Here is a 20,602-nt window from a genome sequence, read left to right as displayed (position 1 = left end):
TCATGGACAGCAAAGAGAAAGTTGAAGTGTTGGTTTCTTGTTTTGATGCGTTCAAGAAGGGGGAGCTCAATAACGAGCCGGCTCGACTTCTGTGCGAACGGATTCTTGAGGACCTCGAACGTGAGGAATTCGAGTGTTCCGATCCGGACGACTCAAAGGCAGTCGTTCAAGCCTGGTTTGATGAATGCTACTACGATGACCTTGGGGCCAGTGGCGACTGGGGTGTCGTAGTGACTGATGATGAGGAGGATACTTTCGTTGTCTACACCACGAGCTCGGAAAGCACCTGGGTCAATGCGTCACAACTTCTGGAGCTTGCCGTAGTGTCTTCGGAGTCGGGAAACCCGGCTCCACTCCCGGATTGGCACGAAAGGCCGTGGGCGGGTATCACGCAAGAAGTGGCGGAGTCGATGGTCGAGGAGATGGATGAGGATGAGGTTGTACGACTATTAGAGCAAAACGGGATTAGTGCGTCTGACGGAGATGAGCCTATTTACTATGTCAAGTTCCAACCTTATGACGACCCCAGGGAGGCGCTGCTCGAGGCGGTAACTAACAAGAGTGACATCGACCGAGCGCGGATCCTTGAGTACGCATAATACCGCGAAGTTGACTTCATAGATCGGGCGGAGAAAGTTGAGGCGGGGTCTTCCAGACAGGAAGCCCTGCCTTTTCATCTTTAGGGGGTCATCTTTAGGGTGCGATGTTACGCAGGGGAAGTTTTCTCAGCGTCGTGGCCAGGAAGGGCTGTAGAGGGGGTTCGATGTATTGACCACTTCGGGTGTCGTCGAGGACTGCGTCTTCGGTCGACAGACTAAAAGATTTTCGCTCTCTGGTGACATGATAGCTATACGTAAGGCACTTGATCGAAGTGCGTTACTTCTGAGGTCACCATGTACAAGAGCGTCACTTTTCCGGTCGTTGCGACGGACGAGGTTCGTTTTGAAAACTTTGCAGTGAGCGTTGACCCGACTTTCGCGTGCGTTGTAGTCGAGAGCGAGTATGGCCACGACGTCTTTAGATACGATGAGGAGGCGCTGGCTTTCGTTTTTGTCTGCGCTACAGTCGTCGAGGGGGGTGTCGAGTTGGTGCCTGAGATGAGCGTGATTCAGGAGGCCCTCTGGGAACTTATGCCGTGGCTTGCTGAGGAAGTCAGTGCGGTTAGGCAGGCGTGGCTTGAGTTCTTCGATGGGACGAGGCAGATGCCGATGCTCAGTGTAGGGGAGAAGGAAATGTTGTCCCGCCACCGGATGCTCTTGGTGGCGGGTGTAAGTGAGGGAGGGGGAAAACAGAAGCGCGCGATAAAGCCTGTTTTAGAGCTTGTTTGTGCGTAGAGATGTTTTGGAAACCAGCCGCCTTTGGGCGGCTGGTTTCGATAGAACTCGTCACTTATCTTGACTTAGGGTTAGCGTCGAGTGCCTCTTTGGCAGACTTAGTTCTTAGTCTAGGGTGACGGAGGTGTCGTGCTTCAAAAGGTGTAAGTAACCCTGAAAAGTGGTCATGCTCTTATGACCTGTCATCTCCATGATCTGCATCATGTTGAGCTTTCCGGATTCGCAAAGGCGACTTGTAGCCTCATGGCGTAAGTCATGAAACTTCAGGTTGCTTATTTTTGCCCGCTTCGACAAGCGAGCGAAAGCATCGCAGACAGACTCTGGATTGGGGAACTGGTGGAAAATTCGCGACTCGCCTTCTGTGCAGCTGCTTTTCTGAGACGCGACAATTTCACGCGCCCGTTTGCTTAGCAGGACGACCCGAGCGGCCCTTGTTTTTGTGTGTTCCTTTGGTACCTGCAGTTTTCGATGGTCGCTTGAGAGGTCCGACCAACGAGCGAGGACTATCTCCTGCTCCCGCATGGCCGTTTCGAGCGCAAAACCGATGATTGCGCGCCAATCTGCCTCTGCGAACGTATTTTCGCGAGGAAGGCCAGACGCGTAGAGCTTTTTCTCTTCCTCGGCCGTGAGGCGCCGCTCACGCTTACCTGACCAACCGTCGGGTACTGCGCCTTTCTCAAGCGAGAAAAGGTGTTCATCGACGTGATAACGGTACGTCTTTGAGTGCCACTCGACCGCCTTCTTCAGTGCGTAGTAGAACTTGCGAACCGTCGCGGGTTTGTAGGTACGTTTGGGGCTCTCCTTGTCTGACTTCTTGGCATCTCGCTTGAGTGGTTCCGCCAGTAGGAGGGTGACGTAATTTTCGACGTCGATGTGCGTCAGCTTGCTGACGGAAATCTCGCCCAAGTCCTCACGTACGCGCAGGTAGTCGGTGACTTTGTTCGATGCCAGGGGTTTGAGTGAGCTGGCCCGGTAGCGCAGGTAGTCGTCGATGACGTCGCTGATAAGAACGACTTTTCGGTCGAGGGTGGGGCGTCCGACATCGATAGCGGTGTCGATGGAACGCTTCCATTTCAACGCTTCCGCGCGGGTCTTGAAGCGCTTGGACTTTGCTGGTTCGCCACGGCGGTGCACACGGGCCTCGTAGCGCTTGGATCCGTCGTCCAGTAGAATCTCGCGGACTCCATTCTTGCTGGTATCTCTCGGCATGATAGTGAGTTCAAGTGGGTTCTTGGTGGATGGTGGGTTTTTGGTGGGCTTTCGTCAATCAAAGCCCTTGCTGCCATCCGTAACTCACTGAATTTAAAGAAGCGGAGACGTGGCCGAGAGGTCGAAGGCACTCCCCTGCTAAGGGAGCATACCGTCAAAAACGGTATCGAGGGTTCGAATCCCTCCGTCTCCGCCAGACCTGCTAAAGAGCCATATTTTCAAGTCAATTCAACGACTTAGGAAGTATGGCTTTTTGCTTATATACCACATCGAGTTACCACTACCCCTTGCGCGGGTTGATCACCTTGGCGACACGCTCGGCTGACCGTTGGTCAAGCTCGATGGTCTCGACCTTCTCGGCTTCGACCTCGGCAAGGTCAGCAGGGAGGATCGAGGTGGTCTTCTGCTCGTTGAAGTCCTTCTGCAACTGGATCGGGTCGCTGGTGTTCGGCGTAATACTCCGAACGGCTTCCCAGTTCTGAGCCAGCCACTGGGCGGCACTGCGATACCGAGGCTGGATGTCATCGAGCCCGTGTGCCTTCACCCACTCAGCGAAGCGGTTGTTGCTCGGGTTCTGCCGCCGACCCACCAGCAGTGCCTCTCCGACTTCACGCCAGAGTTCCCGCTGTTCGGCTGCGGTTGCCTTGATGCGGCTCCAGGCGTGGAGCTACTGGGGCACCGTGCGACAGTAGGCTTGTCGCTCCGCATGACCAGCTTGTAGAGACCGGATTCGGAGAGGAGATTCACCCCAACCCCACGGAAACCCGTAACTTTGCTACGGGTAATCTCTCCATCACCGAGATGGCGTAGGTAGTTCTGGGGTTGGTTGGAGTCCATACCGAGAGCCTCCAGAACATCCTTGGCGACAAGCCACGGATCACCATTTATCTCCACCACGCGAATCTGGTGGGACTTGAAGTTGAACAGTTGGACGGTGAGGGCACTTCCACCTTGGCAACTGTTGCCCCCGTTGCAGCAATTCCTGGCTACGCTTCCCCCTTCTTCAACAACCACAAGGAGGTAATGCCGATGCTCTTCATCCGTCGTCCTGTGTTCTTCCGTCTGGGTCGCCTTGAGGTGTTCGCCGAAGGCTGGAAGCATCAGAGCGGGGAGTCGTGGCTTCAGCTGGCAAAGGGTGCCACCCTGGCGGCGCGGGAGCTTCAGGTTTGGATGCCGGGTCTTCATCTGTTCGTGTGCCTGTTACGTCGTCGTGGCGGTGTCGAGGTGACCGGGGGGGGGTGCTGCACATGTTTGACCGGATCAAGGTCCAGATGCTTGCCAAGGGTGAGACGGTCCTCGGGGATGACCCCAGCCTCGTCGATCACTACGCCCAACTGATCAACGAGCGTCTTTCGGCGATGAATGATGCGTGGTGCGATGCTCAGGAGGCAGCGGAAGGCGACGATCAGGCGGCAAAGCTCGACGCCTTGTCGAAGGAGATCGCCAAGGTGCTTTGTTCGGTCGCAGCCTTCGGGTACTCCTTCGGGTTTCCGATGGAAGAGGTTGTCGAGCGGGTGATCCGGGAGGGAGACGCCCTGAGGTCACCGATGTTCGCGGATGGCGTGGTGCGGTAAGGTGCAGCCGGTGGGTGTCTTCGAGTTCCTGTCGGTGGCTGTCGTTGTGCTGATCCTTGGTGCCGGTGTGTTCGATCTGCTGTTCTCAAGGCGGGTCGCAAGGGGTCGAGCGAGGAAAAACGACAGGTAGCTACGAATTTATGCAAGAATCGTGCCAGTTTTGCGAAAAAAAGCCCAAGACCACCTTTCGAGGGGTAGCCTTGGGCTTCAGTTACGCGGATGGATAGTTCAGCTGCTGAACCATTGGCGAGTCAGGCAACGATATCGAGAACCTTGAATGGATGCGCGATGGCTTCTTGGTGGTTTGAGAAGTGCGTTGCAAGTTTGAGGTACTTTTCCGCCTGTTCTCGGCTCATTCCATCGAAGAAGTCAGTTAGGCCCTGGTCAAAATCAAAATCCTTTTCTAACCAGAGAGCCTCAATTCCCTTCGCGACGTGCCAGTGCAGTTCGGCGAATTCCTTTATGCGCTGTGTGGTTTCTTTGAGGCCTTGCTGACGTATCTGCTCCTTGTGCTTCTCGAGAACCTGGTATGCCTTGTTAAAGCCAAGTTCCTCTCTGAACACCAACTCTGCAACGCCTTCGGTGTTGGCGATTTGGCTAATCTTTTTGACGTAACTCAGCGAAAGCCCGGTTTCTCTGACGAATTCGTTGAGAAAGCCATACGTTGAGTCGTTTTTGGTGGCGTATAGGCTTCTTGCTGTGATGAACGCATCAAGCACGACGCAGAATGCTTCGCCCATGGCCTTGTCCGCGATTCGAGCTGCGGCGTAGCACTGTGCTTCAGTGTCCATGGAGACGCGGCGGATGTAACGAGAGTTGCATGGAACGAGTTCAGTAGAGGTCATCTGTAGTCTTCCTATCGGTAAAACCCGCGTGAAGCCCCTCCATGTCAGCCACCAGCCCCCACTACACGGGGAACTGACATGGCAACACACGGGCTTTACGGATCGGGCTGGTTGAGGGGGTGGCCTTGGGGAGGCCGGTTTGCTCGTCCGAGACGAACAACAGGGGAGGGATGCACAGGGAATCCGAGGCGGTCACGCTCGGTTCATCACCGGGTGCCTTCGGTCTCACCTGTGGTTGCTCTTCATCGTGTGTTCCTGGATGAACAACATGGAACAAGGACAACCTCGGGAAGATGCTGGTCTCACCGATGGGTCACATAGGGATGGCCTGTGGTGAGGTCATCGGGACATCCAGCGTTCAACCTGAAGATGCTGACGATCAGGGATTGACCCTAGATCATCTTCAGATTCCCCTCCACCCGCTCATCCACCACGCCGCGACAGAGGCAAACCCAAGCGGCTGTGCGCTTCGGCTGTCTGTCGAGGATTACCGTGTGGTCTGCCTCGATGCTGGTTCCACCACCTCCAGCACCGGCTGCGTCAAGTTCGCCACATCCACTCGTCTGCCTCAGTTGGCGGCAGATTGAACGAATCCCGTGATGATTCGCGGAGCGGACGGACGCTTGAAGACCCAAAGGACAAGGGCAGAGGAGCGCGTCGGTTTCATGGGCTTGACCCTGAGTCACCTTCGAGTTCCCCGGAAGTTTCCTTCCTATGGGGTGTGGAAATTAGCGAGGCTGCTAGGAGGCTCTAGGAGCCGCTCTCGTGGCGCGGCAATGGGTATGTACTTGCGCTCAGAGAAATCGGCTCCTGTGTGCCTTCTCGTAAACGAGAGGGGCATCTTTCAGGCGGCGGTTTTTTCGCTCTCCCTGATCCGCATGATGGTCTGACGGCTCGTCTTGAAGTCACGAGCGAGGGCCGCGACAGACTCCCCCTGCCGGAGTCGCTGAAGAACCTCCTCCCGTTGATCCTCGCTGAGTGCCGCAGGGCGACCACAGTGCTTACCCTCGGCCTTCGCTCTGGTCAGTCCTTGCTGGGTTCGCTCGATCAGCAAGTCACGCTCGAACTCGGCAACGGCGGCCAGCACCTGCATGGTCATCTTCCCCGCTGAACTGGTCAGATCGACGCCCCCCAGTGCAAGGCAATGAACCCGGACGCCAGCCTGTGCGAGAGACTCGACGGTCGCTCGAACGTCCATCGAATTGCGCCCGAGGCGATCCAGCTTGGTGACCACCAGGACATCACCTTCTTCGAGGCGGTCAAGGAGCTTGGCGAAGGCGGGACGCGCTGACGCTTGGGTCGAACCGCTGATGCACTCCGAGACGATCCGCTTGGGGTCAATGTTGAACCCCGCTGACCTGATCTCCTGCACCTGATTGTCGGTGGTCTGATCGGCGGTAGAGACCCGGCAGTAGGCGAAGACACGGGACATGGACAACCTCCTGTGTGTACGAAAAGGGTGTCCGTATTATTGAAGTGTCCGAAAAGCCTGTCAAGCTAACTTGTGGACATGTCTCTAGGTGGTGTCCGTAAGGGGTCGGTTTCGCACATCAGGCACGTTGCTCTAGACTTCCTGCTAATCGGGCGCTGCAGCGGTCTGTACCCGGCGACCTGCCTAGTGCAGAATCTAATGTTTTGCGGGCCACTTTTGGGCCTGAGAGTGAAAAGAAATAAAATGAGTGTAAAGGTACTTGATACGTTTGCCGGCGCTGGTGGTTTTAGTCTTGGCTTTCAATTGGCTGGAGCTGAAGTAGTTGGTGCCATTGAATACGATAGCTGGGCATGTGAGACGTTTCAATTCAATCATCCAGAGGCTGTAGTGCTTCAAGGCGATATAACAAAAATATCGGATGAGGAAATTCTGCAACGGTTTTCCGGCTTGAAGCCTGATGTCGTATTGGGCGGTCCGCCATGTCAGGGATTTTCTATATGTAATAAAAATAACGGCGACCCAAAGGATCCTCGAAACTCACTCTTTGAGGAGTTCATTCGGGTCGGGCGTTTGCTTAGTCCGAGAGTGATGATCATGGAGAATGTTCCAAACCTGATCAAAGCGCGGACAGAGAGCAAGGAACGAGTGATCGATATCATCTGCATGGAGTTGCAGAAACTTGGGTATCAAGTCGAGTATCGAATCTTAGAGGCGACTCATTATGGGGTGCCGCAGATTAGAAGAAGGTTGGTGGTTGTTGCTTCGCGTGAGAAGTTAAATGACCCGTTTCCGGCTCAAACTCACACTACGTCTGAAAACCCTGACTTGCTTGAGTTGGGCCTCAAAAGATGCCCGACACTTTGGGAGGCTATATCAGATTTGCCTGATATAGAGGCTAGAGAAGGTGAGGAAGAGTCTGATTACACGAAAGCACCCGACAACGACTTTCAGCGCTACCTGCGCGGAGAGTCGAAGAGGCTCTTCAACCACAAGGCGATGAACCACTCAAAGCGCTTGGTAGAGCGATTCGCCTCTATGCGTTGGGGAGACTCAACATCTGATGTCCCTGATCACCTGCGACCGCTCAAAAGAAACAGCACGGAATTTTCTGAGAAAGCCTACGATCAGAACAACAGAAGGATGCATCCAGAGCGCCCATGCCATACGATAGCGGCATCTTTTTATGCCAACTTTGTGCATCCTTACAAAAACAGAAATTTCACGGCACGTGAAGGTGCACGGATACAGACATTCCCTGATTGGTATGTATTCAAAGGCAAGCCGACTGTTGTGAGTCACAAGCTCCTTCAACGCGAAGGTCGGCACGAAGAGAAGCACTTATGTCAATACAATCAGATCGGGAATGCTGTGCCGCCTCTGCTTGGTAAAGCCATCGCCGAGAACCTCATCAAACAACTTCAGGGCTGATCGATATGCTTGTCCACGGTAACAACCTTGAGCAGAAAGAAGAACACCGGACCAAGTATCGGGATGCTAAATCTCGCCAATACTTGACTGAAATCAGAGTTCGCTACGATCAGTGGAAAAAGGACAACGAAGCATTGGTGGGGCCGGTTGCCGTAGAGGCTGAAAATGATCAGGAAATAATTTTCGAGCGTGTCAGGCTTCTCAATGAATATAAGGATTTCCTCGATCAGCAGCACTATGCGGAAAAGTTCGACTCCCGCTCCAATCTTCACTCGACAGTTCTTGAAGAGTTCATGTTCTACCTTTTCCGTGACTTGGTGCGCAGCATATCGGGGAATGCACTGATCGGAAAATCACACTCGTTCAAGGACGTTTTTTTCAGGGCGCCTTCTTACAAAGAGATGGTTAAGTTGCCATATGCGCTCGTGGAGAAAAAAGACCACGACTTTGCTATTGGTGTCAGCGTGAAGGCTTCAATGAAGTGTGCTGGTGCGGCAACTGAGGAGATTCATGACTGGGATATTCCTGCGGTGGCCATCGAGTGTAAGACCTATCTCGATAAGACAATGCTCCAAGATGTATCCACGGCGGCTGAACAACTAAAACAGAAGAACCCAAACGGCATGTACATAGTCGTCGCGGAGTGGTTAAAGCTGACCGAGTCAGTCAACCTGAAAAAGTACAAGATTGACCAGATCTATGTGCTTCGGAAGCAGAAGAATACAGACAGAGAGTTTCGCTACGATGCTGGATACCAGAAGAATCCGATCTACGCTGAAGTGGTTGAGCATTGCTTCAATACCGTTAGGAGCTTTCTAACATCAGACTGGGAGGGAGGAATTGCCCACGGCCTGGAGAGGGGGTTCCTGATCTGAGGGCTTTTGAGGCTTGGCTCTGAACGAGGAGAGGGGGGGGCTCCGGGGGGAATCGTTCAGTCTTGATCAAACGATGGCCCTCTCGAAAATTTGCAGCATTTTTAGTCCGGCTTCTTCGCCGGATAGCGGATGCGCTCCAGTGCCTCTTTCATCACGGGGAGGGTTGCACCACCTGAGTAAAGCCCATAGGTAATCCGGGGCTTCTCATGCCCCACGATGTCGGCGGTGAGGTTCTCGGACACGCCTGCATTCTCAAGCATCGTGACCACGGTCTTCCTGATCGAGTGGAAGACCTTCTTCTCCGGGAACCCGAGGGACTTCTTCAGCCTCCCGAACCGCTTCCCGATGGCGTTCGACCGGTCTCCGTACTTGTTGAAGGTTAGACCGGAGAGCAGGTAGTCGTCCTTGCTGGCCTCCTTCAACCTCTTCACGACCTCGACCAGTGCCGAATGGACGGGGACTCGGCGGAGGCCCGCTTCGGTTTTACTGTCGGTGATCTTCAGTACCTCCTCGGTGCAGTCGCTCACCTTGAGGGCGCATAGCTCCTCGATCCTCGCACCGGAGTACATCCCAAGTCGGATGAGGTCAGCGAGTTCGTGGTCTTCCTTCTCGGTCGCCGCATCAAGAAGCGTGACGACCTCAGATGGCTCGAACGGCTCCCAGCCATCGGCGCTCTTGGCCTTGCTGCCGTTGGCCTTCTTGGCGAAGGAGGGGAGGACAAAGGGCTGCTTCTCTGGGTCGGCCTTCTCGATTTCCTGAAGGTAACGCCAGAAGTTCCGACAGAACTTGAACATCCGATCCAGTGACGAGTACGAGTATCCCTGTCTGGTCGGGGTGTCCTTCATCAGCTCCTTCACCCATTCGATGACCGCTGGCTTCGTGACAGCCTCGACACTGACGAACTTGTCGATCATCCGCCGAACGTCCTTCTTCATCTGGTCGATGGTCTTCGGGGCCTGGGTGAGGTGTGCGGCCCACTCGACGAAGAAAGAATCGAGGGGTGTCTCGGTGCCGATGGCGACCGCATAGAACGTCCTTCCTGCGCCTTCGCCTTTCGCCCGCTCGACCTTCCTCGCCTCCTCCTCGATGAAGTCTCGGATGATGTCAGGGTGATCGTGTGCCTCGTACTCTCGTCGCCACTTGAGAGCATCTTCGAGGAACGGGTCGGCGTTACCCCTGGCTGCTGCGATCTGCGCTTTCCACTTAGCGATGATCGGATGGGCGCGAACCTCAGCGATTCGCTTGTCAGTGGTCTTCAGGGACTCGAAGAACTTCGACTTCCCGATCTTCGCTCGGGCATCCTGGGGAACGTGAAGGGTGGCGTACCAAGTGTTGCCACGACGTTCGATGTTGCTTGCCATGGGGTCTCCTTGATGTGGCGGAGTCTAGAATTTACCACATGAAGTTACCACATGTACTTACCACATCAAGCAATGCAACCTATTGATTAACTTAGTTATCAGTAGGTTAGGTGGCAAGTGCGGAATCTCCCTCCGTCTCCGCCAGAACCCCAGTAAAAACGCGCCTCCAGGCGCGTTTTTTCTTTGCGGTGCACTTTTCGCGCAGAGCGTCTTCTTCCCGTCCCGAATGCCGGCGGCTGCCGTTCAGGCGCGGCGCCACCAGTATTGCCAACGACCTGTCGTCGATAGCGTTGCGGCGTGAATTTGGGCCTGATCGCGGACGCCTGCAAGCCGGTGGCGAATGCGGTGCATTGCATCGACGACAGTCGGGTCGAACTGGGCACCGCGTGCCGTATCCAGCAGGCGGAAGGCGGCGTCATCGTCCATTGCGTCGCGATAGCAGGATGCGTTCGTCACCGAATCGAAGAAATCGGCAACGGCGACGATCCTGCCGGAAAGCGGGATCTGGTGTGCGCTGCGGTGGGCCGGGTAACCGCTACCATCCCACCGCTCGTGATGGTTCAGCGCGATTTCCGCGGCGAGTTGCTGGACGGGGTTGTCCGAGTCGCCAAGGACGTAGGCGCCGACCACGGTGTGGGTGCGAACCTGCGCCCATTCGTGGGGCAGCAGCGGACCCGACTTGCTCAACAGCGCTTCCGGCAGGGTCGCCTTGCCAAGGTCGTGGAGCGGTGCGGCATCGAACAGCATGTCGCACCAGGCCTGCGGCTGCTGCAGGGCCTCCGCGAGCAACGCGGATAGCGCGCCGACACGCAGGCAGTGCTCTGGTGTTCCGCCATCCTTGGCCGCTGCAACCAGCACCAGGCGCCTGAGCGTTTCGCGCTGCGCCGCGCGCGCCTTTGTCAGCGCGAGTTTGGCGGCGGCGCCAGTGCGCGCGTCGCTCGCCGCGTCCAGGTGGGGGGCGTGCGCGGCGCCGGTCGAAGGCGTGCCCGGTTCTTCCTGCCACAGGAGCAGGGTTTGCGGTGGGCGCTCGACATCGAGTCTCCGGTCGTGGGTGCGGTGAGGGAGCATGAGGGCGGGATGAGGGCGCTTGTTCTGGCGCAGGATGGGTCGATGCCGAGAGTGGCAGCGAAGGCATCGGTGCACTTGCGCGGAAAGTTTGACGATGTTGGCTATGGTACGGCGCCGCCTCCGTTTTGCCAGCCTGAGTCGTGATGAGTTTGGCAAAATCGCGCGAATTATCTTCTTGTTTTCTCCGTTTGTAGCGACGGTATTGTTTACAACGATGTTCTCGTGTTAGCGTCGAAGGTACGGAAGTCTCCGCACCTGTGGTTTCGGGTGTCGATGCATAGTGTCGGCCTGACCCCATGTACGAGGGGGGTTCCGCGCCGGCCTTGATTCATTTCGATCCTGGCCCCGGGGGCGACGATAGCCGTGAAGGCTGGACGGCGCCTCGTCCGACGTTCACGTGCCCAATCATGTCTTCAGTACAGCGGAAGCGCTCCGCAGCAAATGCGGCATCCAAGGCCGACAGGCCGACGGCCGAGCCCCTCGGCCAACTGGCCGATGGCAAGCTGGCCTTCGCGGTCATCCTCACTCTGGCGGTGGTGTTGCTCGTTTCGCTTTGGGCGGCGGTGCTCTACAAGGCGAAGGTCGAGGAGGTGCATGTCGAGGAAACGATCCACCGCGACACGATGAACCTGGCGCGAGCCTTCGAGGAGCACACCATCCGCACCCTCGGCAGCGTCGACCAGGCTTTGCTGTTCGTGAAGCATCAGTACGAGAAGATCGGCGACCGGCTCGATATCGCCGAGGCGGTGAGCGGCGGCATGATCATCAGCAGCCTGTTCAACCAGGTCGGAGTGATCAATGCGCAGGGGATCTACCACCTGTCCAACATCCCGAACTTCAACCGTGTGGACCTGTCGGACCGGGAGCATTTCCGTGTCCATCTCGACGCCGACACCAACGCCTACTTCGTCAGCAAGCCGGTGCTGGGGCGGGCAACGGGCAAGTGGTCGCTGCAACTCACACGCCGCATCAATCGGGCCGATGGCAGCTTCGGTGGCGTTGCGGTGATCTCGGTCGATCCCTTCTACTTCACGAGCTTCTACAGCGAGGTAGATGTCGGCAAGCGCGGCGTAGTGACGCTGTTCGGCCTGGATGGCATCGTGCGCGCACGACGCTCGGGCGACATGACCGAAGTCGGGCAGGACATCTCGCGCTCGCAGCTGATGAACCTGATCAAGGACGCGCCGGCCGGCCATTTCGTCGAGACCAGTCCAGTCGATGGCGTGCTGCGCAGCCACAGTTACCGGCGCCTGCCCGGGCTGCAGCTGGGTGTGCTGGTGGGGGTCGATCGGGAAGGGGCGATGGCGGACTTTGAGGCGCGCAAGGCTGGCTATTTCCGCTTCGCGGGCGCGATGACCCTGATCATCGTCGCCTTCGCCGGCCTGTCGGCCTGGCTGCTGCACCGGCAGCGCATGATTTCGCTCCGCTTGCGCGAAAGCCAGGAGCGGGCGGAATCGTCGAACCGTCTCAAGTCCGAATTCCTCGCCTCGGTGTCGCACGAGTTGCGCACCCCGCTGAACGGAATCATCGGCTATGCCGACCTGCTGCGCGAGACGGTCGAGGATGAGGCGCATCGCGAGTACGCGAGCGTGATCTTCGACAGCAGCCAGCACCTGCTCGAGTTGGTAAATTCCATCCTCGACATGGCCCGCGTCGAGGCCGGGGAGATGAAGCTCAAGCCCGAACCGGTGCCGGTTGCTGCGCTGGTGGCGGAAGTCTGCGCCACCTATCAGCCCATTGCGGCGCGGAAGGGGCTGGCGTTGTCGGGCAGCGGACCGCAGGACGAGCAGACGAGCATCGTCTGCGACCGCATGCGCGTTGCGCAGATTCTGAACAATCTGGTGCATAACGCACTCAAATTCACCGACTCGGGCTTCGTCCGCGTCAGTGCGACAGTCGACGGGCGTAGCTGTATCTTCGAGGTGGCTGACAGCGGTTGCGGCATCGATCCGCGCGACCAGGAGCTGATCTTCGAGCGGTTCCGCCAGGCCGATCTCTTCCTGACGCGTTCGCAGGGGGGCGCGGGGCTCGGGCTCGCCCTTTGCCGGGAACTTGCGGAACTGATGGGCGGGGAGGTCATGCTGCAGTCCGAACCCGGGCAGGGCAGCATCTTCCGTCTCGTCGTGCCCGTGGCGCCGAAGGAGATTGCATGAAGATCCTCATCGTTGATGACCACCCGATCAACCGAACCTTGCCGGCCACCTGGCTGGCGCGGCGCGGGCACGAGGTGGTGGAGCGGGGGGACGGCCTTCAGGCTCTTGAGCTGATCGCGCAAGAGCGCTTCGATGCGGTGCTGCTCGACATCGGCATGCCCGGCGTGTCCGGGCTGGATGTCTGTCGTCGCCTGCGGGCGAGTGAGGGGCCGGACCGCCTGCACATCGTCGCCTATACCGCGCACGCCATTCCCGAGATGCTCGACGAGATGCGCGAGGCGGGCTTCGACGAGATCCTGATCAAGCCCATCACCGAAGAGGACCTGCTGCGCGCGCTGCGGCTCACCTGAGCGTTGCCGCGAGGCACAATGGCGGCCCGTGACATCCACCGCGACGGCTGCATCATGCGTTATCCATTCCTCGATCTTGCCTGCCCGCTCGATGGCGCGCCGCTGCGGCAGGACGGCGCCGTCTGGCGCTGCCTGTCCGGCCACAGCTTCGATACGGCGCGGGAGGGCTACGTCAATCTGTTGCCGGTGCAGAACAAGCGCTCGCGCGACCCCGGCGACAGCAAGGTGATGGTCGCCGCCCGCAGGCGCTTCCTCACTGCCGGCCACTACCAGCCGATCGCCTCGGCGGTGGCGACGATGGTTCTCGACGGCCTGCCGCAACGTGCAGCGTGCCTCGATGCCGGCTGCGGCGAGGGCTATTACCTGCGCGAGCTTGCCGACGCGGCAGCCGGGCGACAGATTGCGCTGCTGGGCCTCGACATCTCGAAATGGGCGGTGCAGGCCGCCGCCAGGCAGCAACGCGACGCGACCTGGGTCGTGGGCAGCAATGCCAACCTGCCGGTCCTGCCGCGGACGCTCGATCGCGTGATCTGCATGTTCGGCTTCCCGGTGTATGGCGAATTCGCGCGCGCGCTCAAGCCGGGCGGCGAGTTGCTGCAGGTCGATGCCGGCGCCGACCACCTGCGCGAGCTGCGCGAGATCATCTACCCCACCCTGAAACCGGAGCGCCGCTCCGAAGCGGAGGCGCCCGCCGGCTTCTCGGTGGCGGGGGCCGAGACGCTGCGCTTCATGGTCGAACTGAAGGGCGCCGAGCCGATCGCCGACCTGCTGCTGATGACGCCGCACCTGTTTCGCGCCACGGCGGAAGGCCGCGCGCGCGCAGCGGCGCTGACCGAGCTGTCGCTGACCGTCGACGTGCGCCTGCTGCGCCTGCGGCGAAACGCGGCGCGATGAACCGCGCTGAGTCGAGCGCCTTCCCACTGGCCGTCGGCGGCGGGGTCTTCAGCGCATGTCGAACAGTTCCTGATGGAATCGGTCGGCACCGAATCCCCGTGCGCCCAGAGCGTGGCGCAGCGCATTGCCGAATCCCGCCGGCCCGCAGAACCAGAGGCCGGCCTTCGGCCACTCGGGTACCGTCCGGCAGATCCCGTCGGCGTCTAGCCGGCCGTCGCGGTCTGCGACCAGGACATGCAGCCGCACCCGGGCCTTGTCGGCCAGTTGCCGGAGACTGGCGATGAAGCCTTCGTCGGGCTGGCGCGTGCTGTAGAAAAGGTCGACCGGTGCGTGGGCCGGCTGGCCGGCGAGCGCCTCCAGCCGCGCAATGAAGGGCGTGATGCCGATACCGCCGGCCACCCAGATCTGGCGTTCGTTTGCATCGGCGAAGTCGAACCGGCCATAGGGGCCTTCGACCTCGACCGCGTCGCCAAGCTTGAGCCGGTCGGGCAGCGTGCACGTGTAGTCGCCAAGTGGCTTGATCATGAAAGTCATGCGCCCGTCGCCTGCCCACGCCGAGGCGATCGTGAAGGGATGGGGGCCTTCCGTCGGATCGAAGGAGACAAAGGCGAACTGGCCGGCGTCATGGCCTGGCCAGGCCGTCCGCAGTAGAAGCTCGACCTCGAGCACCTGGTTGCTGGGATGGCGGACGATGCGGGCGACTTCGCCGCTCGCACGGTGCGCGCGTCCAATGCGGCCCGCCAGCGACAGGATCGCTGCGTAGGTGCCGCCTGCCATCAGCGCGGCGAGCACCAGCCCGACCGCGCTGCTCCAGTAGCCGAAGGGCAGCAGCACCACGCTATGCACCACCAGCGCGAGGTAGATGGCCGCCATCAGCCTGTGGGTCTGGAAGAAGCGTCGGTAGGGGAAACGCTTGATCAGCGCGATGGCCGCCAGCACGACAAAGCCGTAGAAGGCCCACTCGCCGATGGTTTCGGCCAGGCCGCGCTGTTCCTGGAAGAAGCGGAAGATTTCGACAGTCTGCTCTGGGCGCGGGCCGCGTTGCGGGCGCGTCAGCCAGCCCCAGCCCACGGCCCATTTCGTCCCCTGGGCCCACAGCCAGTGGACGGTCGCCAACGCCAGGCCGGCGATGCCCAGCCATTTGTGCAGGCGGTAGCCCTTGTCGAGCCCGCCCAGGAGCGGCTCGAGCCACAGCGGGCGCAGTGCGAGCAGCATCGCCACGCTCATGACGCCCATCGCGAGGACGCCGGAGTAATGCACGGCGAGCGTGCGGATCGCGAAGTAGCCGCCGTCGCCGAGGTTCATCGGGTCGGCCAGCCACCACAGCAGACTGAGCCCCGACAGGATCAAGATGAGTCCGAGCTTGATGCGTTTCATGATGTCACCCTTGTGAAAGCGGATCGGCCGGGATCTCGCTACCGTGCCGATCGATGCAATCATTGTGCGCCGCGGCACGGGCAGGGTTTGTACCGGCATGTAGGTGACGCGGACCCGCTCCCGTCCCCGCGCTTCGTGCGCGTTTGCACGCCTGACCCAAGAACGGCTGCCGTGTAGCCGGGCGCTGTGCTATAGATGGCGGACGACTTTTCCAACCCGGATGAATGACTCGAATGAGCACGCAAGACGACAACGTGGTGTTCGGCACCGAAGACCTGCTGCGCAGCCTCTGTGATTCCGTTTCCAAGGTGCTGACGGTGGCCACCCACAGCGAGATTCGCTACTCGGGCATGGTACAGCGGATCACCAAGACCTGCCTCAAGCCGGACATTGGCTGCTTCGTGCTCTTCGACGGCGGGTTCTCCGGGCTGGTGGTGATCAATTTCTCGTCGCAGGCGGCCATGGAGCTGTACGAGAAGTACCTGCTCAACATGGGCATGTCGAAGAGCGACCTGGCTTCGTCCTACACCAGCGACGAAGTCAGCAACGTGATGGGCGAGCTGATGAACCAGATCGTCGGCGACTTCACCGGCAAGGTAGGGCGTGAGTTGCAGACCCACATCACGCAAAACCAGCCGAAGATGCTGGTGCTCAACAAGCAGGTCATCCTCAGCGTCGACACCAACCTCGACAATCCCGAAGCCCGCCGCGTGACCTTCTACACGGGGCAGAACAACATCTTCTACCTCGAGCTGGCGGTGGATCGCACCGAGTTCATCAAGCTCAACGATTTCGAGGCCGGCGAGGTGCTGGACCCGGATGAACTGCTGGCGCAGAACCGCTACACAGAGGGCAATCCCGGCCCGGCGGCCAGTGCCGACAGTGAGCAGGACGAGCTGCTTAAGTCACTGGGCATGTGATTTCCTGCGGTGCACGCCTGCCAACCCTTCAACTGAACGAACGCCCCCGCCATGAAAAAAGTGCTGGTCATCAATGGCCCCAACCTGAACCTGCTCGGCACCCGCGAGCCGCATATCTACGGTGCGACCACGCTGGCCGACGTCGAGAACGCACTGCAGGCGCAGGCCGAGCAGCTCGGCCTCGCGCTGGACTGCTTCCAGAGCAATCACGAGGGCGCCATTGTCGACCGCATCCATCAGGCGCGGCTCGACGGCGTTGATTTCGCGATCATCAACCCGGGCGCCTACACGCACACCAGCGTCGCCATTCGCGACGCCTTCGCTGGCGTGGCAATCCCCTTCGTCGAGGTGCACATCTCCAACGTGCACAAGCGCGAAGCTTTCCGCCATCACTCCTACCTGTCGGACATTGCCGAGGCCGTGATGGCGGGGTTCGGCACGATGGGTTACGACCTCGCGCTGCAGTTCGTGGCCAGCAGGTTGCGCTGAAGCGGGCGGGGCAGGGCGGCGGTGGGCGCCGAGACTCGCGGCTCGGCGCTCAACCGGCCTTGCCGCACCATTGTTTCAGCACCCGCTCCAGGTCCTGCGGGCGCACTGGTTTGGGGAGGCAGTCATTCATCCCGACTTCCATATAGTGCTGCCGTTCAGGGTCCGAGGCGTTTGCGGTGACGGCGACGATGGGCGTCGTGGCCCGGGCGTCTTCCAGCGCACGAATGCGGCGCGTGGCTTCGATGCCGTCCATCTCGGGCATCTGGATGTCCATCAGGACCAGGTCATAGCTTTGCCGTGCCATGAGCTCGAGCGCGACACGGCCGTTGTCGGCGATGTCGAGCGCGCAGCCGAGCCGTTTCAGTAGTCCGGACATCACCATCTGGTTCACCGGATTGTCCTCCGCCACCAGGATGCGGCCCCCGGGGTCTGCCGGCGCTGACAGCGCCGCAACAGACGGGTCGGTACCGGCCGGAATGGCGGTCTGCGGCGTTGCTGCGCAGCGTGGCAGATCGAGCTCGAACCAGAAGTGGCTGCCCTTGCCGAGTTCGCTGTCGAAGCCGATGCGGCCGTTCATCTGCGTGACGATGCGCTTCGAGATGGCCAGCCCGAGACCGGTGCCGCCATAGCGGCGCGACATCGAGGCATCGGCCTGGACGAAGGCGTCAAACAGCCGGGCCTTGGTGTCCTCGGCGATGCCGATGCCGGTATCGATGATGTCGAAGCGCAGATGGGCGATGGCGCCGCTGTCGGGCGCAGTGGTGCCGACGCGCACCTTTACCTCGCCCTGCTCAGTGAACTTCACTGCGTTGCTGACCAGGTTCAGCAGCACCTGGCGCACGCGCTTGATGTCGCCGACGAAGCGGCTGGCTGCCGCTGGCGCAATCTCGAGGGTGAGCGCCAGGGCACGGCCCGCGAGGCTCATTCGCGTCAGCTCCACCGTGCGCTCGACGACGGGGGCGAGTTCGAACGGTGCCGTTTCGAGCTCGAAAGCGCCCGATTCCAGCTTGGCGATGTCGAGGATGTCGTTCAGGATCACCAGCAGTGATTCGGCCGAGTTGCGCACCGTCTGCGCGTGGCTGCGCTGCTCCGGATTCAGCCCGCTGTTGAGGAGCAGGTCGGTCATGCCGAGTACCCCGTTCATCGGCGTGCGGATCTCGTGGCTCATCACCGCGAGGAATTCCGACTTGGCGCGGTTGGCGCTTTCGGCCGCGTCGCGTGCGGCGACCAGTTCGCGCTCGTGCTGGCCGATGCGTTCGAACAGACGGTTGAAGGCGCGCACCACCACGGACAATTCGTCACTGCCGACTTCCGGCAGCGCCTTCCGGCCTTCGCCCAGGCGCTCGCCCGGGCGGATGTCCTCGATCGCCCGCACGATGCGGGTCAGCGGCGAGATCACGAAACGCGACAGGCCGAAGAACAGCAGCACCGCGCTGAGGCCGTATACCAGCATGTCGACGCCGATGATCAGCTGCAGCAGGCTCTGGTTGGCATCGTCGATCAGTTCGCGCGGAAAGCCTACGACGATGTGCGCCACTTTCACGCCGCGGGGGTCGCTCACCGACTCGATCACGGCGTAGCTGAGATCGCTCGGTTCGTCCACGGTGCCTGAGCCTGTGACGATCGCGTCGAGCACCGCCGGCGGTACGACGCGTGTCACGCGGCGACCGTTGCCATTGCCGGCATCATCGCCGCTGTGGAAAAGGACCTCGCCCTTCGTCGACACGACGTAGGCGTAGGAAAGACCGGGGTTGCTGCTGACGGCTTCGGCGCACTGGCGCTCGAAGCCCTGCAGGTCGTCGATCGGGATGCCGAGGAACAGCACGCGCTCGAGCTGAACATTGAGCACGCGCGCAATCGCATGCGCCCACATGATGTGGGACTCGGTCTGCTTGCGCGTGAAAAAGAAACTCGACGTCAGCGCGTTCGCCAGCATCGCCACCAGCACGACGCCGGAGGCGATGAGAAGGATCTTGGCCCGCAGACCGGGTCTTACTTGGCGGCTTTCGCCCACTGGAACTCCGTGACGACCTCAGCCGTGAGCAGTTCGGTGGACTTTACCGTGATGCCGAGCTGCCTGGCACGTGCGAGGTTGATGACGGGCTTGCCCTTCACCGTCGGCACCACGGGCAGGGTCGAAGGCGCTTTGCCATCTACCAGGATGGCACGCGCAAGCCTGCCGGCCGCGATGCCCTGTTCCTGCTCCGACACGGTCACCGAAGCGAGCACGCCGAAGTGGATGCGGTCGATCCAGAAGCTGATGTCGGGCAGCTTGCTGTTCTCCACTACCCAGCGCTGCAGGCTCTCGTAGGGCACGGTCTGGCCCTTGTCGTCCTTGAAGTTGAAGATGCCCAGATAGAGCACCGCGTCGGCGACCTCGGGGTACTTGCGCACCTTGTTCTGGAACTCGGCGTAGCTGCCGAGCACGTCCACCGCTGCGATCTCGACGCCTTCGAGCCTGGACACGCGGTCGCGGATGCGCTGGATTACCGGTGGCCAGTGTGCCGCCTCGTCGCAGATCACGGCGATACGACGAACGTTGGGCGCCATCGTCCGCAGGAGTCGCACGGATTCGACGAAGTGCTCTTCCTCGAGCACGCCGGTGATGTTCTTCGTGCCCTCGAGCTTGTGCTCGGTCAGCGTGCGGTTGGCGCCGCTGAACACGATCGGCAGGCCGGTGTTGGCGTAGTGGGCGGCGACGTTCTCGATTCCGGCGTCGTCGGAGATGTAGACCAGATCAGGCTTCCACTCGTCGATTGCCTTGCGCGCCATCGCCCCCCGCTCAGCCTTCGCTTCGGGCGTGGCGTGGCGCTTGATGTCCATCTGGAAGACCTTGTATTCCGCCTTCACGTCCTCCCCGAGCCCCTCCTTGAAACCGGCGAACTGACCATCGGTCCAGCGCCAGGGCGAGTCGAAACTCATGACGTGAAAGATCTTCAACGGCTGTTCAGCCTGCTGCGCGAGGGCGGGGCCGGCCGTCATGGCGATGGCGGTCAGCGTCAGCGCGAGGCGGCGGGCGAATCGGTGTGCGATAGACAGCATCTTTTCCTCCATGGCGCATCGATGAGGTGAACCGGTGCGTGCAGGGCGTCTGAATTCAATAGTAAATGCAAAAAAGATTATACGCTTTCATTTAATGATATTTACCGACGAATATCACGATTCAATTCTTTCTGGGCAGAGGGCGACGGTGCAAGCCGTGACGTGATCGTGAAGCGCCGCTCCGCCAGTCTTTCCGGCCATGTCCTTGGTCTAAAAAATTTGCACAAAACAAATTTGCTAGAATGCTAAGG

20 protein-coding genes and 1 tRNA gene are annotated in these 20,602 nt (G+C 59.9%); 11 read left to right on the top strand and 10 right to left on the bottom strand.

Annotated elements, in window-relative coordinates; genetic code table 11:
• Positions 1-2 precede the first annotated feature (2 nt).
• On the top strand, positions 3-599 hold the full coding sequence (locus CGK74_RS11945) for a hypothetical protein (protein WP_094268697.1): 597 nt from the start codon (positions 3-5) through the stop codon (positions 597-599).
• 294 nt (positions 600-893) lie between these two features.
• The gene (locus tag CGK74_RS11940; RefSeq protein ID WP_094268696.1) at positions 894-1,334 is read left to right on the top strand and encodes a hypothetical protein; all 441 of its coding nucleotides are present in this window, start codon (positions 894-896) and stop codon (positions 1,332-1,334) included.
• A 105-nt stretch (positions 1,335-1,439) separates the two neighbouring features.
• On the opposite strand, the gene CGK74_RS11935 is transcribed toward CGK74_RS11940, so the two are convergent.
• Positions 1,440-2,543, bottom strand: a complete 1,104-nt coding sequence (locus CGK74_RS11935) for a tyrosine-type recombinase/integrase (protein WP_094268695.1) — start codon at positions 2,541-2,543, stop codon at positions 1,440-1,442.
• A gap of 103 nt (positions 2,544-2,646) precedes the next feature.
• Between CGK74_RS11935 and CGK74_RS11930 the strand changes: the two genes are divergently transcribed.
• Positions 2,647-2,739, top strand: a tRNA-Ser gene (locus tag CGK74_RS11930).
• 84 nt (positions 2,740-2,823) lie between these two features.
• Here CGK74_RS11930 and CGK74_RS11925 read toward each other — a convergent pair.
• A complete protein-coding gene (locus CGK74_RS11925; RefSeq protein ID WP_165770075.1) occupies positions 2,824-3,132 on the bottom strand; it encodes a hypothetical protein in 309 nt (102 codons plus the stop codon).
• Positions 3,084-3,644 carry a BRO-N domain-containing protein gene (locus tag CGK74_RS19460; protein ID WP_165770077.1) on the bottom strand — a complete coding sequence of 187 codons (561 nt, stop codon included), beginning with the start codon at positions 3,642-3,644 and terminating at the stop codon, positions 3,084-3,086. Before CGK74_RS19460 ends, CGK74_RS11925 begins: the two co-directional genes overlap by 49 nt.
• A 146-nt stretch (positions 3,645-3,790) precedes the next feature.
• Between CGK74_RS19460 and CGK74_RS11915 the strand changes: the two genes are divergently transcribed.
• A complete protein-coding gene (locus CGK74_RS11915) occupies positions 3,791-4,117 on the top strand; it encodes a hypothetical protein (RefSeq protein WP_094268692.1) in 327 nt (108 codons plus the stop codon).
• Between the two features lie 251 nt (positions 4,118-4,368).
• Here the strand turns inward: CGK74_RS11915 and CGK74_RS11910 are convergent, their stop codons facing one another.
• Both CGK74_RS11910 and CGK74_RS11905 read right to left on the bottom strand, forming a co-directional pair.
• Positions 4,369-4,962: a hypothetical protein gene (locus CGK74_RS11910; RefSeq protein WP_133091839.1), complete on the bottom strand. Its 594-nt coding sequence runs from the start codon at positions 4,960-4,962 to the stop codon at positions 4,369-4,371.
• Positions 4,963-5,806: 844 nt separating this feature from the next.
• Positions 5,807-6,394, bottom strand: a complete 588-nt coding sequence (locus CGK74_RS11905) for a recombinase family protein (protein WP_094268690.1) — start codon at positions 6,392-6,394, stop codon at positions 5,807-5,809.
• A gap of 243 nt (positions 6,395-6,637) precedes the next feature.
• Between CGK74_RS11905 and CGK74_RS11900 the strand changes: the two genes are divergently transcribed.
• Both CGK74_RS11900 and CGK74_RS11895 read left to right on the top strand, forming a co-directional pair.
• Positions 6,638-7,822 (top strand): DNA cytosine methyltransferase, encoded by a 1,185-nt coding sequence (locus CGK74_RS11900; RefSeq protein ID WP_094268689.1) that lies wholly within the window; start codon positions 6,638-6,640, stop codon positions 7,820-7,822.
• Positions 7,823-7,827: 5 nt separating this feature from the next.
• Entirely contained in the window at positions 7,828-8,697 is an 870-nt protein-coding gene (locus CGK74_RS11895; RefSeq protein ID WP_094268688.1) for a Bpu10I family restriction endonuclease, read from the top strand.
• 101 nt (positions 8,698-8,798) lie between these two features.
• Here CGK74_RS11895 and CGK74_RS11890 read toward each other — a convergent pair whose 3' ends face one another.
• Together CGK74_RS11890 and CGK74_RS11885 are read right to left on the bottom strand one after the other, a co-directional pair.
• Complete coding sequence (locus CGK74_RS11890) at positions 8,799-10,058, bottom strand: tyrosine-type recombinase/integrase (RefSeq protein WP_094268687.1); 1,260 nt, start codon at positions 10,056-10,058, stop codon at positions 8,799-8,801.
• Between the two features lie 243 nt (positions 10,059-10,301).
• The gene (locus CGK74_RS11885) at positions 10,302-11,126 is read right to left on the bottom strand and encodes an HD-GYP domain-containing protein (protein WP_094268686.1); all 825 of its coding nucleotides are present in this window, start codon (positions 11,124-11,126) and stop codon (positions 10,302-10,304) included.
• Positions 11,127-11,533: 407 nt separating this feature from the next.
• On the opposite strand from CGK74_RS11885, the gene CGK74_RS11880 reads away from it, so the two are divergent.
• Genes CGK74_RS11880 through CGK74_RS11870 form a run of 3 tightly spaced genes read left to right on the top strand, consistent with a single transcriptional unit; the run spans position 11,534 to position 14,523 of the window.
• Positions 11,534-13,279, top strand: a complete 1,746-nt coding sequence (locus tag CGK74_RS11880; RefSeq protein ID WP_094268685.1) for a cache domain-containing sensor histidine kinase — start codon at positions 11,534-11,536, stop codon at positions 13,277-13,279.
• Positions 13,276-13,629 (top strand): response regulator, encoded by a 354-nt coding sequence (locus CGK74_RS11875; RefSeq protein WP_094268684.1) that lies wholly within the window; start codon positions 13,276-13,278, stop codon positions 13,627-13,629. The genes CGK74_RS11880 and CGK74_RS11875 overlap by 4 nt, the downstream gene beginning before the upstream one ends.
• Positions 13,630-13,647: 18 nt before the next feature.
• Entirely contained in the window at positions 13,648-14,523 is an 876-nt protein-coding gene (locus tag CGK74_RS11870; RefSeq protein WP_094268683.1) for a putative RNA methyltransferase, read from the top strand.
• A gap of 48 nt (positions 14,524-14,571) precedes the next feature.
• On the opposite strand, the gene CGK74_RS11865 is transcribed toward CGK74_RS11870, so the two are convergent.
• Positions 14,572-15,900, bottom strand: coding sequence for a ferredoxin reductase family protein (locus tag CGK74_RS11865; protein WP_094268682.1), 1,329 nt, complete (start codon positions 15,898-15,900; stop codon positions 14,572-14,574).
• Positions 15,901-16,133: 233 nt separating this feature from the next.
• On the opposite strand from CGK74_RS11865, the gene CGK74_RS11860 reads away from it, so the two are divergent.
• Together CGK74_RS11860 and aroQ are read left to right on the top strand one after the other, a co-directional pair.
• Positions 16,134-16,820 (top strand): DUF3334 family protein, encoded by a 687-nt coding sequence (locus tag CGK74_RS11860; protein ID WP_094268681.1) that lies wholly within the window; start codon positions 16,134-16,136, stop codon positions 16,818-16,820.
• 51 nt (positions 16,821-16,871) lie between these two features.
• The gene (gene aroQ / locus CGK74_RS11855; protein WP_094268680.1) at positions 16,872-17,309 is read left to right on the top strand and encodes a type II 3-dehydroquinate dehydratase; all 438 of its coding nucleotides are present in this window, start codon (positions 16,872-16,874) and stop codon (positions 17,307-17,309) included.
• A 49-nt stretch (positions 17,310-17,358) separates the two neighbouring features.
• On the opposite strand, the gene CGK74_RS11850 is transcribed toward aroQ, so the two are convergent.
• Together CGK74_RS11850 and CGK74_RS11845 are read right to left on the bottom strand one after the other, a co-directional pair.
• Entirely contained in the window at positions 17,359-19,323 is a 1,965-nt protein-coding gene (locus CGK74_RS11850) for an ATP-binding protein (RefSeq protein WP_094268679.1), read from the bottom strand.
• Entirely contained in the window at positions 19,302-20,351 is a 1,050-nt protein-coding gene (locus tag CGK74_RS11845) for an ABC transporter substrate-binding protein (protein WP_206186239.1), read from the bottom strand. Before CGK74_RS11845 ends, CGK74_RS11850 begins: the two co-directional genes overlap by 22 nt.
• Positions 20,352-20,602: the final 251 nt, after the last annotated feature.

The organism is Thauera propionica, assembly GCF_002245655.1.
In the GTDB taxonomy this organism is placed as follows: domain Bacteria; phylum Pseudomonadota; class Gammaproteobacteria; order Burkholderiales; family Rhodocyclaceae; genus Thauera; species Thauera propionica.
This window is presented reverse-complemented; position numbering and strand designations above follow the sequence as displayed.